This window comes from Acinetobacter sp. PFS20, from assembly GCF_052261015.1.
In the GTDB taxonomy this organism is placed as follows: domain Bacteria; phylum Pseudomonadota; class Gammaproteobacteria; order Pseudomonadales; family Moraxellaceae; genus Acinetobacter.
The window spans coordinates 3,545,118-3,560,688 of sequence record NZ_JBPVZE010000001.1 but is presented as its reverse complement, the minus strand read 5'-3'; the positions used below and the strand labels follow the sequence as shown (position 1 = coordinate 3,560,688).

Here is a 15,571-nt window from a genome sequence, read left to right as displayed (position 1 = left end):
GGAACCATAAACAGAGGGTAATAATATGAATATACTTAAAGTAATGTTGATGACTACAGGTCTAACTGTTACTTGTGTAGCTATGGCAAACCCGCCTGTGAATCAGGCAGCAATTGCTCCAGCAACTCTGACAACTGTTAAGCATGCATTAACGGCGAAAGATAATACACCAGTCAAGTTACATGGTCAGGTTGTAAAGTCTTTAGGTGATGAAAAATATCAATTTCGTGACAAGACAGGTAGCATTACAATTGATGTAGATGATGAACTTTGGCAGGGTCGTCCTATTTCAGCAAATACAAATGTCACTCTAATTGGTGAAGTAGATATCGACTATAAACCTTTAAAACGTGTAGAAATTGATGTGGATCAAGTTCAGTTTTAATTCATGAGTCTGTAGATCTACTACTTTTAGCCGCATTTAAATGATGCGGCTTTGCTTTTTTTATAAAGGCTTGGCAAGATCAAATCAGGATATAACAGGAAAAATAGATGAGAATTTTGCTTGCAGAAGATGATCGCTCTCAAGCTGAAAGCATTCAATCATGGTTAGAGTTAGACGGTTATCAAGTAGACTGGGTTGAAAGAGGGGACTATGCACTTACGGCAATCGAACAGCATAACTATGACTGTATTTTGCTTGATCGGGGACTGCCGCAATTGGCTGGTGAAAAAGTTTTAACAATGATCCGTCATAAACAAAAAAATGTTCCTGTTATTTTTATTACTGCACGTGACAGCATTCATGATCGGGTAGAGGGGCTAGATTTAGGCGCAAATGATTATTTGGTTAAGCCTTTTAGTTTAGAAGAGTTATCGGCTCGCATCCGCGCTCAATTACGTAAACAAACTTTGAGCCAGCAATCAATTTTAACGTGGGGCGATCTGCAACTCGACACACAAGCAAAAGTTGTATTAAGTGCTGGAAAGTCTATCGATTTAACGGCTAAAGAATTTCAGATACTACGTAAGCTTATGGTACATCCCGAGCATATTATTACCCGTGATCAATTAGAAGAAGCACTCTATGCATGGGGTGAGGAAATTGAAAGTAACGCGATTGAAGTATTTATTTATCAGCTTCGAAAAAAAATTGGAAGTAGCAGTATTAAAACCATACGAGGGCTAGGCTACCGTATGGGAGATTTAAAATGAAATCGAATCGCTCATCTTTGCAGTCGCAACTGGTTAAAACCACGATGTGGAGTAGCGTTGTGGTGGGGCTGTTAGCTTTAAGTTTACTTACCATATTTTCAATCTATCACAACATGTCAGTGCAAGACGAAATTATGGATGAAATTTCAGATACTTTGCTGGTTTCTGACCTTTCTGGACACTCCATGAAACAGTTTGATGAGCTGAGTGATGAATTTGATATTCAGTATGAGTTATTAAACACAGGCCAAGTATTGACCCATTCCCATAGCTATCAGCATGAACTTTTTGAACAAGGTAACTTGTCAGAAGGTTTTTCATATTTTTGGTTTGATGGTCAATTATGGCGTAGTCTGGCTGCACAACAAGAAGACTCTCAACTACAAGTTGAAGTCTTTCAGCCAATGAGTACACGTATTGAAGAAGTACTCAAAGCACTTGCCGGATATAGTGGTCTTATGGTGTTGTTCTGGCTACTACAATGGGTCATTGTAAGTTGGCGTACCGAGCATCAATTGGCCGCACTAAATTTACTCTCAAAACGTATTGCTCAAAAAACTGCATCAAATTTAGAACCGATTCAAGAACCAGATGTCATTACAGAAATTCAACCTGTTATAGATGCTTTAAACCAATTACTTGCAAGATTGCAAAGGGCTCTCGTTGCTGAGCAGCGTTTTACCGCAGATGCTTCGCATGAGCTACGTTCTCCGTTATCTGCCATACAAATGCGTCTTCAGGTTTTACAGCGTAAATACCAGCATCTTCCGGAGCTACATCAAGATTTTGAACGTATACAAGAAGACGTTTCTAGAAGTACAAAGATACTTGAAAATTTACTACTTCTAGCTCGTTTGGAACCGAATGAAGCTGAGCAGCCAGAACTTCCTAAGACAGTTATCGATTTAAATTACTTATTGGCAAGAGTTATTGAAACTGTAGATTTAGATGCGAAAGCTAAACAGATGTTGATAGAGACAAATACCTTATCGACAGAAACTAAAACCTTTGCAAATGAAGAATTACTGTTTATTGCTTTTAGAAATTTATTTGATAACGCCATTCGTTATAGTCCGACTTTAGGTTCTATTCATGTCGAGATTAGTCAGGACGAACAGCAAATTAAGGTCGCTATAGAAGATACAGGAAATGGTGTAGATGATGAGGTATTGCAACGTTTAGGGCAGCGTTTTTTTCGAGTATTAGGCACTCAGCAACAAGGTTCAGGGTTGGGAATTTCAATTACTCGAAAAATTATTGAATTGCACAATGGTGAATTGCATTTTATGCATGCTGAACAGGGTGGTTTGAGGGTAGAGGTTAATCTTCCATTATAAAAAATAGCATGGTTACCCATGCTATCCATTTTTTGTTTTCCCACGAATATTATTGAAACGCGAGTGTATTTTCTATTTAGTTAAAATTAGACGATTGTTGCGAGTGAGGCGTAAACGATATTCCTCGCCAGCATGCATAATGCGGATTTCACGGCCTAATGCAAAGAGGTTATTAGAATGTAACATTGGTAAGGCATGAGCTGTTTCATTGTTACGAGTAAATAAGCTAAAAGGTGCGTTCATTTGTTGTGCTCCGTGGTATGTTCTTGAACGATTTAAATGATAATCATTATCGAATAGATCTGTCAATGAGATTTTTAAGATTTTATAAAATGATAAAATTTGCTTACACTTGAGAAAAGTTTTAGAGAGTAAAAAAATGCCCAAACCAATCGTCGATGTCGCTATAGCAATCTTGATCCATCGTGGAAAAATACTAGTTGGATGGCGCGAAGAGCAGCAGCATCAAGGTGGAAAGCATGAGTTTCCGGGGGGGAAGGTTGAGCAAGGTGAAACACCCGAAGAAGCCTGTCGCCGTGAAATCTATGAAGAAGTGGGTATTGGTTTAAAAGATTGGCATCAATTTGATTATATTCATCATGAATATGACGACATTATTGTCAATTTACATTTATTCCATAGTTATGTGCCTGATGAACTATTAAATCTTATTCATCAACCATGGGCATGGTACACACGTGAACAATTACTTCACTTAAACTTTCCAAAAGCCAATAAAGACATCATAAAAAGATTATATTGGCCACATTTTATTAAAATTAGTCCTACACTGGCACCAGTCGAAAATGATGACACTTTAGTATATTGGCGTAGTGAAAAAGATAGTTTTGATCAGGTAGATCTAGAAAAATTAGCTCTTTTGGATTCTAATCAGCTTTCAAAATTAATCGTGAATTTCGATGTTTGGCACAAGCTAAAACCTGAGTTAAAAACTCATATAAAAACAGTACATCTTAAGCAATCCCAATTAATGAGGTTGCATAAAGGCGACTTAGAAGTGGGAGTACGTTTTATTGCTGCTTGTCATGATGCCGTTTCTTTACAGCATGCTCAGCAAATTGGCTGTGATGCTGTTTTTGTAAGTCCTGTCAAAGTGACAGAGACCCATCCAGATGCGAGCGCATTAGGGTGGGATCGTTTAACTGACTTGATTGAAAAATGCCAGATTCCCGTATTCGCTTTGGGAGGTATGAGTCCTGATGATTTAGCCACAGCACAGCAACACGGTGCGTATGGCTTGGCGGGTATTCGTAATTTTTAATAAAACATAAAAGCATTAAAAGCTAGAGCGCTTTTAATGCTTGCTGTGCTTCTTGAACAGTTTTTTGGTTATTACGTTGTTGCCCAGCTTTTAAAATAGTTAGCCAAAGCTGTTTTTTCATTGCCTGACTTTGGGCAAAACTCAAACCACGTCTGGCAAGAGACTCAGCATTAGAATATTGCTGTTTATGATTTGCAGTAAGTGCAAGAAATAAATAAGTCTCAGCTGCTTGCGGTGCTAAACGCTGTGCCTGAAGTGCATAGCGTTCAGCCTCTGACCATTGCTGATTTTTATAAGCCTGCTGTGTTTTCTGCATTAAAACTTTAAATGCAGGTAACTGACTTCCATCATCACTAAAATGTTGAGGCTTTTTCTGTTGAGGAACGATCACCTGTAAATTTTTGCGTTGAATTTCCGGATGATCATAAGGTGTAATTTTTACACCCGATGGAGTTTCCGTCTTTTTGACTGGAGGAGTAGGTGTTTTCTCTTTGGAGTCAGAATGATCCGGCAAAGTTGTACAGCCGACCATAAGAACTGCACCAATATAAAAAACACCTTTCTTCAACATATCCTAATTTCCTGTTTACGCTTAGTTGTTATAACTACCACTTGAAATTACACGTGAGTTATTTGACAGATCTTGTTGCATCTGACTTTCACTTTCACGAATATAACTGTCGGTATTATCATCCTGAGAGTCAGGCGTTGTGTTATCACTTTGTGGCGTATATGTTGGATCAACTTGATAATAAGGTGCTCCACATGGCGTAGCACGGTGTGGAACCGTATGCGTTAGCATCGGAATATACATAGCGCCATCACAAGCCTGAGCAGATAAATCACCCGTTGCACGATCAATCCACTGCCACTGTACAGTGTCTGGTTGACGTATATTCACAGGAGTTTGACGTAACTGTTTCATCACGTTAGTCCATACTGGCAATGCACCAGATGAACCAGTTAAACCAGTTACTTTATTGTCATCTAAACCTAACCATACTACAGCGACATGGTTACCCGAATAACCTGCAAACCATGAGTCACGTGTATCGTTAGTCGTACCTGATTTACCTGCCAATTTTAAAGCTGGAGATAAGCTGCTATAGGCTGAACGACCAGTACCCGAAGACATGACCTGTTGTAAACCATAGTTCATGATATAGCCAACAGCTGGATCAATCGTTTGTTGAACATTCAGGCCATAACGATCAAGTAAACGACCATTCGCGTCTACCACAGATCGAATTGCACGAGTTGGATATTTAAAGCCGCCTGTAGCGAAGTTCTCATAGATTCCGAGCACTTCCATTGGTGACATATTGACTGCCCCAAGGAAAATAGAAGGGTAGGCAGGAATCGTTGATTCAACACCAAACTTTCTTAGATTATTGCTAAATGTTGATAAACCAAACTCTTGACCCAAACGTACAGCAGAAAGGTTATATGAGTTTGCTAATGCTTCGCTCAGACTTACTACACCATGTCCACCACCACTATAGTTTTTAGGTGTCCAGCTTTTACCGCCGTCTACAGGAACACTGATTGGAGCATCTTCAATTTGGCTTGCCCAGTTATAACGTCCAGATTCAATCGCACTTAAATAAATTACAGGTTTCAATAAAGAACCGACTTGGCGTTTTGCATCTAAAGCACGGTTAAAACCAGTAAAGTCTTGTGTAGAGCCGACTGCTGCAACAAGCTCACCATTTTCAGGATGTGCAATCAGTACAGCACCTTGCAGGTTTTTCAAACGTGCTGGGTTGCTGTTTGCTAAACGGTCTACTGAAGCTTTAAACGCGTTTTGAACTTGAGTTTGAGTAATTGGGTCTAAGGTCGTAAAAATACGTAAGCCCTGATTGGTTAAATCACTTTCTTGATATTCTGTACGCAATTGACGACGTACAATATCTAAAAAGTCTGGGAATTTTGCAGGCCCTAAACTTGGTTTACTTAATACATTTAAAGGACGTGCAATTTCATCTTCATATTCGGCTTGAGTTAAATAACCCATCACACGCATGTTATTTAATACGGTATCGCGGCGTTTTTTTGCACCTTCAGGGTTTTTCCAAGGATTATATAAAGAAGGTCCTTGTACCAAACCTACTAAATAAGCTTGTTGTGCAACACTAAGCTCACGTAATGGTAAACCAAAATAAAATTGTGAAGCCAAACCATAGCCATTAATTGAGTAGCTACCGTTTTGGCCTAGATTCACTTCATTTAAATAGGCTTCTAAAATTTCATCTTTGCTGTAATGCAGTTCGATCAGTAAAGCCATTAATGCTTCATTGACTTTACGTTTTAATGTGCGCTCAGGTGTGAGATAGAAGTTTTTAACTAATTGTTGAGTCAGGGTTGAGCCACCTTGACGCTTTCCACCTGTGATATTACTCACTAGTGCACGAGCCGTACCGCGAATTGAAATACCATGATGATGATAAAAATTGCGGTCTTCTGTAGAAATTAAAGCTTCAATAAGTGGTTTAGGGACATTATTCAGTTTAATGAGTACACGGTCTTCATTGTGTTGAGGATAAATTCCTCCAATGAGTAACGGTTCTAAGCGTGCAACGCCAGTTGAAGAAGGCTTGGTACTTCGAACTTCAACAACTTGATCATTTGCAAAACTTAACTCTAAGACTTGTTCAGGTTCAACACTGTCGCCGTAGTCAAAGCCACGTGTGTGAATATACATATTGCTGCCTTGAGCAACATAACTTCCAGACTTGTCATAATTACTTGAAGTTTTGTAACCCAGTAGCTTCAATTCTTGAGTGAAATTTGCTTGGGAAATAGGCGCGTTGTTATAAATTTCCAGAGGTCGTGCAAACACTTTGGCAGGAATATCCCACCGTTGTCCTTCAAATTTTTCACGGATAATATTATCTAAACGAATCAGATAGATACTAAGAGCAATAAAAGCACCAATGACCAAAATGGAAAAGATTAGTGCAAAGAAACCGATACCACGTTCAAACTTCATAAAAATGAGATAAAACCCTAACAATGCCTGTAATGATGCGATAGCTTGTCATCAATTTGCAATGATAAAACTGTGAATAATTGGAAAACTTAGATTGAATTTTACAGCATCTTGTAGTTATGTTTTTTTAAATTAATCAGGTTAATGTTATTATAGGCAAGTATCGCAGCGGAGCTTACTCATTCGTGCAAATTTCACATAAGTCCTTCAGAAACGTCGGGTTAATCGGTCGACCAGATAAATCATCAGTTGTAGAAACACTATGTTTAATTCATGATCATTTATTGAACCTAGGCTTAAACCCCATTTTTGATCAGGAAACTGCTGAATTAGTGCCTTATGATCATGCACAGATAGTAAGCCGTCATTTATTAGGTGAAGTTGCTGATTTAGTTATTGTAGTTGGCGGGGACGGTTCTTTACTCCACGCGGCAAGAGCTTTGGTTCGTTACAATACCCCTGTTATTGGTATCAACCGTGGGCGATTAGGTTTTTTAACCGATATCAAACCGTCAGAAGCGATTTTTAAACTTGACCAAGTGCTTCAAGGGCATTTTCAACTTGATCGCCGTTTCTTACTTGAAATGGAAGTGCGAACAAATGGCGAAGTCATTTATGATGCCATTGCTTTAAATGATGTCGTTTTGCATTCGGGTAAGTCGGTCCACATGATTGACTTTGAACTCAACATTGATGGCCAATATGTTTATCGCCAGCATAGTGATGGTTTAATTGTTTCGACTCCAACTGGTTCAACAGCGTATGCGTTGTCAGGTGGTGGACCAATTTTACATCCAAGTATGGATGCTATTGCATTAGTTCCAATGCATCCCCACACATTGTCATCACGTCCTATCGTAGTCGGTGGACAAAGCGAAATTAAGATTGTTATTCGCGAAAATCGGGTGTTACCGATGGTGAGTGCAGATGGTCAACATAGCATATCGCTCAATGTTGGAGATAGTTTACACATCCGCAAACATCCATTTAAACTAAGTTTATTGCATCCACCAGGTTATGATTTTTATATGGCCTGCCGTACCAAACTTGGTTGGAACCAAGATTTTGAATCTTTCCAAAGAGATGAATCATGAATATTGAACAAATGCTATCTATTTTAAACCCTGAGATTGTAGAGCGTTTAAAAACAGCAGTAGAAATTGGTAAATGGCCAAATGGCGTTGTTTTAACAAAAGAGCAGCGTGAAACTTGTATGCAAGCTGTAATCGCTTGGGAGCTAAAGAACTTACCAGAAGAGCAGCGTAGTGGTTATATTGACCGCGGTACGAAAGAAGAGGGTGAGGTTTGTGAAGATGATCATCACAAACATGAGCCAGAATTTAAACCAATTCGTTTTGTTTAAAACAGCATTTTAGAATAAAAAAATAAATCGTATTAGCATTTGCTATCGCGTGGGCGACATGGATGTCGCCTGTTGAGCAACAGTACAAGAACGTACTGTTTGCTCGACGCAAGATTTTTGTTACTTTTCATCTTTGAAAAGTAAGTATTGCCTCTATGTAACAATATCGAAGAGACATGGCGTATAAGGCTGTATGAACTAAATTTTATCTTTTAGCCCTACATTTCTTGTTTCCCATAATACTTTTGCTTTCTGCATTGCCTCTTCAAAACTCGCAACAACTCCCATGGTATATAGTGCAATTCCCATTGTTTCTGTTACTGCCATTTCTCCATATTCATGGTGCTGTTGACCTAACCATACTGCTTTAAAAGTTGCTAAATCTAACTCTTCTTCAATTGGACTGCGTTCAGGGGTGAGCTTTGGTAACTCATGTTCATAGAGCTCACCATTTTTAATGCCACAAATGAGTGTTTTTGCATCTGGATTTCGTTCAAACTCACCACCTTCACCTTTAATGACAGCACTATTTTGATAGCCTAAGCGCAATGCACTATGTTGATGTGAAGTTCGATAAGCTGGATGGAATATTGCTTGTAAGGTGGTTTTAGCATTAAAAGGATTAATTAAGCGAGCTAAGGTATGAATAGGTGAGCGTAGGCCCATTACATTTCTTAAAGAAATTAGTTCACTTAAAACTGGTGAAATCACATCTAGTGGTAAGTATGCGAAATTTTGCTCTGCTATTTGTGTTCGTACTTCTTGTTCAGAATGACAAATTTGATAACCCAGATATTCTAAAACTTGCTCGGTATAGACGCGGTTAAGCGTGTGGCCTGATGCACCATGCATAACAATTTTATGGCCATGTTGGGCAAGCGTAAGAACTGCTAACAAAAACCATGGGTAATGTTTACGTTTACCCGCATAAGATGACCAGTCTAAATCAACTTCCAAAGGTTGAAAATTGAGTTGATCTCTAGTGGCTTGAACAAATCCCGCGAGTTCATCAATAGATTCTTCTTTAACACGAAGTAGCATTAAAAAAGCACCTAACTGAACATCAAGCACTTCACCTTTTAAAATCATGCTAAATGCTTGATACGCTTCTTCATAGCTTAAAGAGCGTGAACCACTTTTTCCTTTACCTAAAATACGGACATATTGAGCAAAGGGATGTTCAGCATCTTTATAGATATTACGTTTAGTATTCATCGTAGTTCAAAAACAATAAAAATGATGGGATGCAGGCAGCTCAAAATGAAATGTCCACAAGTATTTAATCAATATGACATAAAAAACTGTCGAAAAAATATCAAAAGTGTTTCTTATACTAAAGTCTTAGGGCCACATGAGTGTTTTTTGCGCGTATTAGCCAAAAATTTAATCGAATCATTATTTAATTCGAGTACACTTTCTCGTGCTTTTTTGAGCACTCATATCATAATTTTCTGTGATTCTCCTATATCTTCAGCTTTTTATTAAAAAGTAAGAGGTTATTTCTAACTACTCAAAGTGGTTAGGAACTTCAGGTATTCTCCTGTTTTAGAAAACAACTTTTTTTGTTTTCATTGAGGTAGTAGGAAGGTTTTTTGTTTACAAAGAACCGTTTCCCTTTTGCGGTGTTCATGTGAAAGGTTAGGGCTGTGTATTCGTAAAGAATAGACGTTTCATTTTGGTATTTCCAACGGACTTGGAAATATAGATTGAAGTAAAGTTATGGCTAAAAAACCGATTTATAAATCACTTTATTTTCAAGTGATTATTGCGATTATTGCGGGTGTTTTGGTAGGGCATTTTTCCCCAAGCTCAACGCAAATTGTCAATGGTGTTGAACAGCATATCCCAGGTTTAGGTGAGAAACTCAAGCCATTAGGTGATGCCTTTATTCGTTTGATCAAGATGATCATCGCTCCAGTTATTTTCTGTACCGTGGTCAGCGGTATTGCTGGCATGGAAAGCATGAAGTCAGTCGGAAAAACTGGCGGCGTCGCGTTGTTATATTTTGAAGTTGTTTCAACAATTGCACTTCTGATTGGCCTTGTTGTAATTAACATTGCTAAACCGGGTGTAGGGATGAATATTGACCCTACAACTCTAGACACCTCGGGCATTCAAAAATACGTCAGTTCTGGTGAGTCACAATCTACCATTGATTTCTTAATGCACATCATTCCAGATACGGTTGTTGGCGCATTTGCAAATGGTGAAATCTTACAAGTCCTTCTTTTTGCAATTCTCTTTGGTTTTGCTTTACATAAGTTAGGTGATGCAGGACGTCCAGTTTTAAAATTTATTGATCAAGTTGCACATGTGTTCTTTAACATTGTGAACATGATTATGAAACTGGCTCCGATTGGTGCATTCGGTGCAATGGCATTCACCATTGGTAAATATGGCGTTGGTTCACTTGTACAATTAGGGCAATTAATTCTCTGCTTCTATATTACGTGTCTACTCTTTATCTTCTTAATTTTGGGTACAATCAGCCGTGTTAGTGGATTCAGTATTCTCAAAATGATTCGCATGATTCGTGAAGAGTTATTAATTGTACTTGGCACATCTTCTTCTGAATCTGTTTTACCTCGCATGTTGCGTAAACTCGAAATTGCAGGTTGTGAAAAGTCTGTAGTCGGTTTGGTTATTCCAACAGGTTATTCATTTAACTTAGATGGAACGTCAATTTATTTGACTATGGCTGCAATCTTTATTGCTCAGGCAACGAATACTCAGCTTGATATTCAACATCAGATCACTTTGTTATTAGTACTCTTAATCTCATCTAAGGGTGCGGCGGGTGTAACAGGCTCTGGTTTTATTGTTATGGCGGCAACTTTGTCTGCTGTAGGACATATTCCAGTTGCAGGTTTGGCATTGATTTTAGGTATTGACCGTTTCATGTCAGAAGCACGTGCTTTAACTAACCTTGTTGGTAACTCTTTAGCGACAATTGTTGTTGCTAAATGGGTCGGTGCTTTAGATAAAGATAAGCTCAATGATGCTTTAAATAATCCAGATGAAGTCGACAGAAAAATGATGGAACCAAAAAGTCCTCAAGTCGCTGAAGGTCTAGATTAATTCAAACAAACCTATATAAAAAAGGAAGCTAAAGCTTCCTTTTTTATTGGCTGACTGAAAAGTACAGTTTTAATGAGCAGCTATGCCATGACAGTTGCTAAAAAAATGATTAGCATGCACAGCAATGAGATTCGATAAAACAATAAAGCTGAAGGAAAATATTATGTTGGCATACGATGCAGATTTAGAATTATTCCGTGATAATTTTAAACGTTTTATGAGTGAGCATATTGCGCCTCACTACGACCAATGGGAACGCGAAGGAATCATGCCTCGTTCAGTTTGGAATCAACTGGGTGAAAATGGCTATTTATGTGTGGATGTTCCAGAAGAATATGGTGGTTATGGGGTTCCAACTTACTATTCATTAATGTTAGTTGAAGAATCTGCACGTGCTGGCTTTTGTGCATTATCAACAGCTATTTCTTGCCACTCTGAAATTGCCGCACCGTATATTTTACATATTGGGACAGAAGAGCAAAAACAATATTGGTTACCGAAAATGGTAACAGGTGAAGTTGTTGGTGCAATTGGTATGACTGAACCTGGAGCAGGCTCGGATTTACAATCAATGCGTACCAGCGCCATTTTGCAAGACGATCACTATTTATTAAATGGTTCAAAAACATTTATTTCAAATGGACAGCATGCTGATCTTGTCGTGCTTGCAGTAAAAACTGATCCTCAAGCCCGTGCAAAAGGTGTGTCATTATTATTGGCAGATACTCACTTAGAAGGCTTTAAAAAAGGTACCAACCTCGACAAAATCGGCCTACATTCTCAAGATACATCTGAGTTGTTTTTTGACAATGTGAAAGTACCTAAAAATCAGTTACTTGGTCAAGCTGGGCAAGGTTTTGCTTATTTAATGCAAGAGTTACCTCGTGAACGTACTGCAATTGCATCTACTGCAATTGGTGCAATTCGCGGTGCAATTGATTTGGCAACAGCTTATGTAAAAGAGCGCCAAGCATTTGGTCAACCCATTTCACAATTCCAAAATACACGTTTTGTTTTAGCACAAGCAAAAATTGATGAGCTTGCAACAGCGGCTTTTTATGAAAGAAACGTTGCTTTATATCAAGAAGGCAAACTAGATGTAGAAACAGCTGCAGCATTGAAAAGCTTCAGTAGTGATATGCAAATGAAGGTTGCAGACAACTTACTTCAACTTTTTGGTGGTTATGGTTATATGACTGAATATCCAATTTCACGTTTCTTTGTAGATGCGCGTATCCAACGTATTTACGGTGGGACAAATGAAATTATGAAAGAAATCGTAGCGCGTGGATTAATTGGCAAAGCCTAATTAAGCAGATAAAAAACAGCCTGTCTTAGAACAGGCTGTTTTGTTTTTAACTATTTAGTCTTCTGTTGAATGACAGGATAGTCTTGTTGTTTCGGTAATTGCTGTAATGCATGATTCATCTTTCTTAAAAACTCATCTGCTTCATCTTGATGAAATGAATCTTCGGTGTATTCACTACGTTCTTGAAAGACGACACCACAACCAGTTATTTTCATATTTTCAGGATTAAATGACCAGTCATTTGGATTCTTTAAGTTAATGTTTAAATCACTTTCACAACTTTTCCATAAACGTAAAAAATCATTTGATAACTCTGCTTTAAATCCTCGTGCTGGATAGACCGAGAAGCCTTTCATTTCGGGATTAGAAAACTGTATAAACATGTCTACTGGCATACCGCCCCAAATGATTGCTGTATTTTCTGGTAAAGCAATGCCTGATAAATTTTTCTCTTTTAAAGCATGTGTTTGCTCAAATTTCTGTCTGAAATTTTGCGACTGATAGGTCAGCTTGGTTTGAGGTGGGATTGGAATACCACGAACTTGATTACTGACAGTCGTCCTATAGTACGGAGAATTATCAGTACCATTGCATCCTGCGATTAAGGGACAACCGCCACAAGCCGTTAAACTAAAACTTGTAAGACCCAGTAAGCCTAATACAATAATTTTATTCATTCTATTTTACTGTTGTTATGACATATTTGGTCAGTATAACCAATCTATGCATTAAGACGTCTATCTTTAAGAATAACGAAATAATCAGCTTCAAATGTAATTATGTTTTTACTTGGCTGGCTGCTGTGATGGCCCATCAAATAAAGATTTACAGCTTTCTAGGTCTTTGCACGAAGCAAACATAAGTGCTTTGGGTAGACTTGCATACAAATTTGTAATGTGTTGTTCAGCAGGGTTATAAAAATGCCAATAAGTAAATTGATCTGAACGTTTATTTTCCAGAGCTTTAAAGAAATCTGTTTCGTTAAATTTATTATCAAATTGAGTACGAGGCCCACCTTGCTCATGTGTACCGACCGTGGTCAAAAGCATCGGAGAATTGCTTTGTTTTTGACTTTGCCAATGATTTAACTTTTGAAATAACATGCCTTGGTCAAACCAAAGAGAAGGGCTTGCAGCCAAGTAACGCTGGAATGCATTTGGCTTTTGAAAAAAATGATAAAGAACCAACAAGCCTCCAAAAGAATGTCCATATAGACTCTGTTGTTGACTATTAACTGGAAACTGTTTTGCAATTTCTGGTTTGAGTTCATCATTTAAGAAATTGATGAATTTGTCAGCACCACCATATTTATATTTACCTTGTGCCTGAAATTCAGCAGAAGGTTTTGGTGTGTAATCATAAGCACGTTTTTGCACATCAAAAGTTTTTTGCTGCGGGTAACCAACCGCGACAATCATGAGCGGGTCTAGGCCTAATTTTGCAGAACCTGCACCAATAGACTGGGCAATATTGGCAGCACTTGGAAATGTTGCATTGCCATCTAATATATAAAGTACTGGATAACCATGTTGGGGTGGGGCAACGGGTGGTTTATAAATTTGAATAAGATAATCATGGCCTGTATTTTTAGATTTAATTTGAAACTGTGCCTGATTATTTTGAAAAACGATTTTTGATTGATTTTGTGTAGAAGTTTGAGCCAAAACAGAGCTACTTATTAATGAGCTCAAAAGGAAACAGCAAGGTAAAAAGAAAAATGATTTATACATAATGGGGAATAATAAAATTTATTACACAAATGATAAATGAAAATCATTATCAAATAAAGCAATTCAAGAAATGTGTGCAAAAAGGTTAATGAAAAAAGCTCTTACAGCCATATTGCCTAACAAATCAAAGCAGACTATTGTTATACTCTCGTTTAAAAGATGATTTTACTGAGGCTGCATTCTAATGATCAACGATGATCAAAACAAAACGACTTCTCTTAGTTTAGAACAAATTCGCGAAGATATTGATAGCGTGGATCAACAGATTCAAGAATTATTAAATCGACGCGCAAGCCTTGCTGAAGCTGTTGCGAAAGCTAAATTTGCTTCCGAAGAGAATCCTTTGTTTTATCGTCCTGAACGTGAAGCGCAGGTTTTACGTAAAGTTATGGAGCGTAACCAAGGTCCTTTGTCTGATGTAACCATGGCGCGATTGTTCCGTGAAATTATGTCTGCTTGCCTCGCTTTAGAAGCACCGCAAAGTATTGCATTTTTAGGGCCAGAAGGTACTTTTACTCAATCTGCTGTGCTTAAGCATTTTGGTAAGGATGCGGTTGTACGCCCACTTCCAACGATTGATGAAGTCTTCCGTGAAGTGGAAGCAGGTAGTGCACATTACGGTGTAGTTCCAGTCGAGAATTCATCTGAAGGTGTTGTAAACCATACCTTAGATTGCTTTAAGACATCGAATTTAAATGTGATTGGTGAAGTTGAATTGCGTATTCATCATCAATTCCTCGTTTCTGAAAATACACGTAAAGACAGTATTAAGCAGATTTATGCTCATCAGCAAACTTTGGCACAATGTCGCCAGTGGTTAGATGCGCATTATCCAGGTGTTGAGCGTGTTGCTTTAAACTCAAATGCAGAAGCTGCGCGCCGTATTCGCAATGAATGGCATTCGGCAGCGATTGCATCTGATATTGCAGCAGGCATGTATAACCTTGAAATCTTACATAGCAATATTGAAGATAATCCGGAAAATACGACACGTTTCTTAGTGATTGGCCGTGAAAAAATTCCACAAAGTGGTAATGACAAAACATCGTTATTGATTTCAGCACATGACCGTGCGGGTGCTTTATTAGAAATTTTAGCGCCATTTGCAAAACATAATATTAGCTTAACAAGTATTGAAACTCGTCCAGCATTACCTGAAAAGTGGGCATACGTATTCTTTATCGATTTAGAAGGTCATATAGAACAAGAGAATGTTGCTGCTGCGATTAATGATATTCGCCCAATGGTGAAAGAGATTCGTATTTTAGGTTCTTATCCTGCCGCTGTTCTGTAATCACTTATGTTGGAATAATGACATGCATCAAGAT

15 protein-coding genes are annotated in these 15,571 nt (G+C 38.2%); 9 read left to right on the top strand and 6 right to left on the bottom strand.

The genetic code is table 11. The features are described from left to right. Positions 1-25 precede the first annotated feature (25 nt). From ACS125_RS16880 to ACS125_RS16870, 3 genes are all read left to right on the top strand, one after another. Positions 26-385: a NirD/YgiW/YdeI family stress tolerance protein gene (locus ACS125_RS16880; RefSeq protein WP_443273478.1), complete on the top strand. Its 360-nt coding sequence runs from the start codon at positions 26-28 to the stop codon at positions 383-385. Positions 386-492: 107 nt separating this feature from the next. Next, positions 493-1,155 (top strand): response regulator transcription factor, encoded by a 663-nt coding sequence (locus ACS125_RS16875; protein WP_443273476.1) that lies wholly within the window; start codon positions 493-495, stop codon positions 1,153-1,155. Next, positions 1,152-2,492, top strand: a complete 1,341-nt coding sequence (locus ACS125_RS16870; protein ID WP_443273474.1) for a sensor histidine kinase — start codon at positions 1,152-1,154, stop codon at positions 2,490-2,492. Before ACS125_RS16875 ends, ACS125_RS16870 begins: the two co-directional genes overlap by 4 nt. 72 nt (positions 2,493-2,564) lie before the next feature. Here the strand turns inward: ACS125_RS16870 and hemP are convergent, their stop codons facing one another. Next, complete coding sequence (hemP, locus tag ACS125_RS16865; protein ID WP_004643472.1) at positions 2,565-2,735, bottom strand: hemin uptake protein HemP; 171 nt, start codon at positions 2,733-2,735, stop codon at positions 2,565-2,567. A gap of 136 nt (positions 2,736-2,871) precedes the next feature. Here hemP and ACS125_RS16860 point away from each other — a divergent pair, with 136 nt between their 5' ends. After that, positions 2,872-3,774 carry an NUDIX domain-containing protein gene (locus tag ACS125_RS16860; protein ID WP_443273472.1) on the top strand — a complete coding sequence of 301 codons (903 nt, stop codon included), beginning with the start codon at positions 2,872-2,874 and terminating at the stop codon, positions 3,772-3,774. Positions 3,775-3,796: 22 nt separating this feature from the next. Here ACS125_RS16860 and ACS125_RS16855 read toward each other — a convergent pair whose 3' ends face one another. Further along, positions 3,797-4,345, bottom strand: a complete 549-nt coding sequence (locus ACS125_RS16855) for a tetratricopeptide repeat protein (protein WP_191899952.1) — start codon at positions 4,343-4,345, stop codon at positions 3,797-3,799. Positions 4,346-4,366: 21 nt separating this feature from the next. Beyond that, entirely contained in the window at positions 4,367-6,763 is a 2,397-nt protein-coding gene (gene mrcB / locus ACS125_RS16850) for a penicillin-binding protein 1B (protein ID WP_004791219.1), read from the bottom strand. A 185-nt stretch (positions 6,764-6,948) separates the two neighbouring features. On the opposite strand from mrcB, the gene ACS125_RS16845 reads away from it, so the two are divergent. After that, entirely contained in the window at positions 6,949-7,857 is a 909-nt protein-coding gene (locus ACS125_RS16845) for an NAD(+) kinase (protein ID WP_003650688.1), read from the top strand. After that, positions 7,854-8,126: a YeaC family protein gene (locus tag ACS125_RS16840; protein ID WP_004791223.1), complete on the top strand. Its 273-nt coding sequence runs from the start codon at positions 7,854-7,856 to the stop codon at positions 8,124-8,126. The genes ACS125_RS16845 and ACS125_RS16840 overlap by 4 nt, the downstream gene beginning before the upstream one ends. A gap of 198 nt (positions 8,127-8,324) precedes the next feature. On the opposite strand, the gene ACS125_RS16835 is transcribed toward ACS125_RS16840, so the two are convergent. Next, entirely contained in the window at positions 8,325-9,341 is a 1,017-nt protein-coding gene (locus tag ACS125_RS16835; protein WP_443273468.1) for a glycosyl transferase family protein, read from the bottom strand. Positions 9,342-9,845: 504 nt separating this feature from the next. Here ACS125_RS16835 and ACS125_RS16830 point away from each other — a divergent pair. Continuing rightward, a complete protein-coding gene (locus ACS125_RS16830) occupies positions 9,846-11,204 on the top strand; it encodes a dicarboxylate/amino acid:cation symporter (RefSeq protein WP_174759360.1) in 1,359 nt (452 codons plus the stop codon). A 163-nt stretch (positions 11,205-11,367) separates the two neighbouring features. Then, a complete protein-coding gene (locus tag ACS125_RS16825; protein WP_004791229.1) occupies positions 11,368-12,513 on the top strand; it encodes an acyl-CoA dehydrogenase family protein in 1,146 nt (381 codons plus the stop codon). 50 nt (positions 12,514-12,563) lie between these two features. Here the strand turns inward: ACS125_RS16825 and ACS125_RS16820 are convergent, their stop codons facing one another. After that, positions 12,564-13,190, bottom strand: coding sequence for a hypothetical protein (locus ACS125_RS16820; protein WP_174739142.1), 627 nt, complete (start codon positions 13,188-13,190; stop codon positions 12,564-12,566). Between the two features lie 108 nt (positions 13,191-13,298). Next, complete coding sequence (locus tag ACS125_RS16815) at positions 13,299-14,243, bottom strand: alpha/beta hydrolase (protein WP_174739140.1); 945 nt, start codon at positions 14,241-14,243, stop codon at positions 13,299-13,301. 184 nt (positions 14,244-14,427) lie between these two features. Between ACS125_RS16815 and pheA the strand changes: the two genes are divergently transcribed. Next, positions 14,428-15,537, top strand: coding sequence for a prephenate dehydratase (gene pheA / locus ACS125_RS16810; protein ID WP_003650703.1), 1,110 nt, complete (start codon positions 14,428-14,430; stop codon positions 15,535-15,537). Positions 15,538-15,571 lie beyond the last annotated feature (34 nt).

Excerpts from the sequence above, each read along its gene's own strand:
- ACS125_RS16880 (WP_443273478.1), top strand. The coding sequence starts at position 26 with ATGAATATACTTAAAGTAATGTTGATGACTACAGGTCTAACTGTTACT.
- ACS125_RS16875 (WP_443273476.1), top strand. The coding sequence starts at position 493 with ATGAGAATTTTGCTTGCAGAAGATGATCGCTCTCAAGCTGAAAGCATT.
- ACS125_RS16870 (WP_443273474.1), top strand. The coding sequence starts at position 1,152 with ATGAAATCGAATCGCTCATCTTTGCAGTCGCAACTGGTTAAAACCACG.
- hemP (WP_004643472.1), bottom strand. The coding sequence starts at position 2,735 with ATGAACGCACCTTTTAGCTTATTTACTCGTAACAATGAAACAGCTCAT.
- ACS125_RS16860 (WP_443273472.1), top strand. The coding sequence starts at position 2,872 with ATGCCCAAACCAATCGTCGATGTCGCTATAGCAATCTTGATCCATCGT.
- ACS125_RS16855 (WP_191899952.1), bottom strand. The coding sequence starts at position 4,345 with ATGTTGAAGAAAGGTGTTTTTTATATTGGTGCAGTTCTTATGGTCGGC.
- mrcB (WP_004791219.1), bottom strand. The coding sequence starts at position 6,763 with ATGAAGTTTGAACGTGGTATCGGTTTCTTTGCACTAATCTTTTCCATT.
- ACS125_RS16840 (WP_004791223.1), top strand. The coding sequence starts at position 7,854 with ATGAATATTGAACAAATGCTATCTATTTTAAACCCTGAGATTGTAGAG.
- ACS125_RS16835 (WP_443273468.1), bottom strand. The coding sequence starts at position 9,341 with ATGAATACTAAACGTAATATCTATAAAGATGCTGAACATCCCTTTGCT.
- ACS125_RS16830 (WP_174759360.1), top strand. The coding sequence starts at position 9,846 with ATGGCTAAAAAACCGATTTATAAATCACTTTATTTTCAAGTGATTATT.
- ACS125_RS16825 (WP_004791229.1), top strand. The coding sequence starts at position 11,368 with ATGTTGGCATACGATGCAGATTTAGAATTATTCCGTGATAATTTTAAA.
- ACS125_RS16820 (WP_174739142.1), bottom strand. The coding sequence starts at position 13,190 with ATGAATAAAATTATTGTATTAGGCTTACTGGGTCTTACAAGTTTTAGT.
- ACS125_RS16815 (WP_174739140.1), bottom strand. The coding sequence starts at position 14,243 with ATGTATAAATCATTTTTCTTTTTACCTTGCTGTTTCCTTTTGAGCTCA.
- pheA (WP_003650703.1), top strand. The coding sequence starts at position 14,428 with ATGATCAACGATGATCAAAACAAAACGACTTCTCTTAGTTTAGAACAA.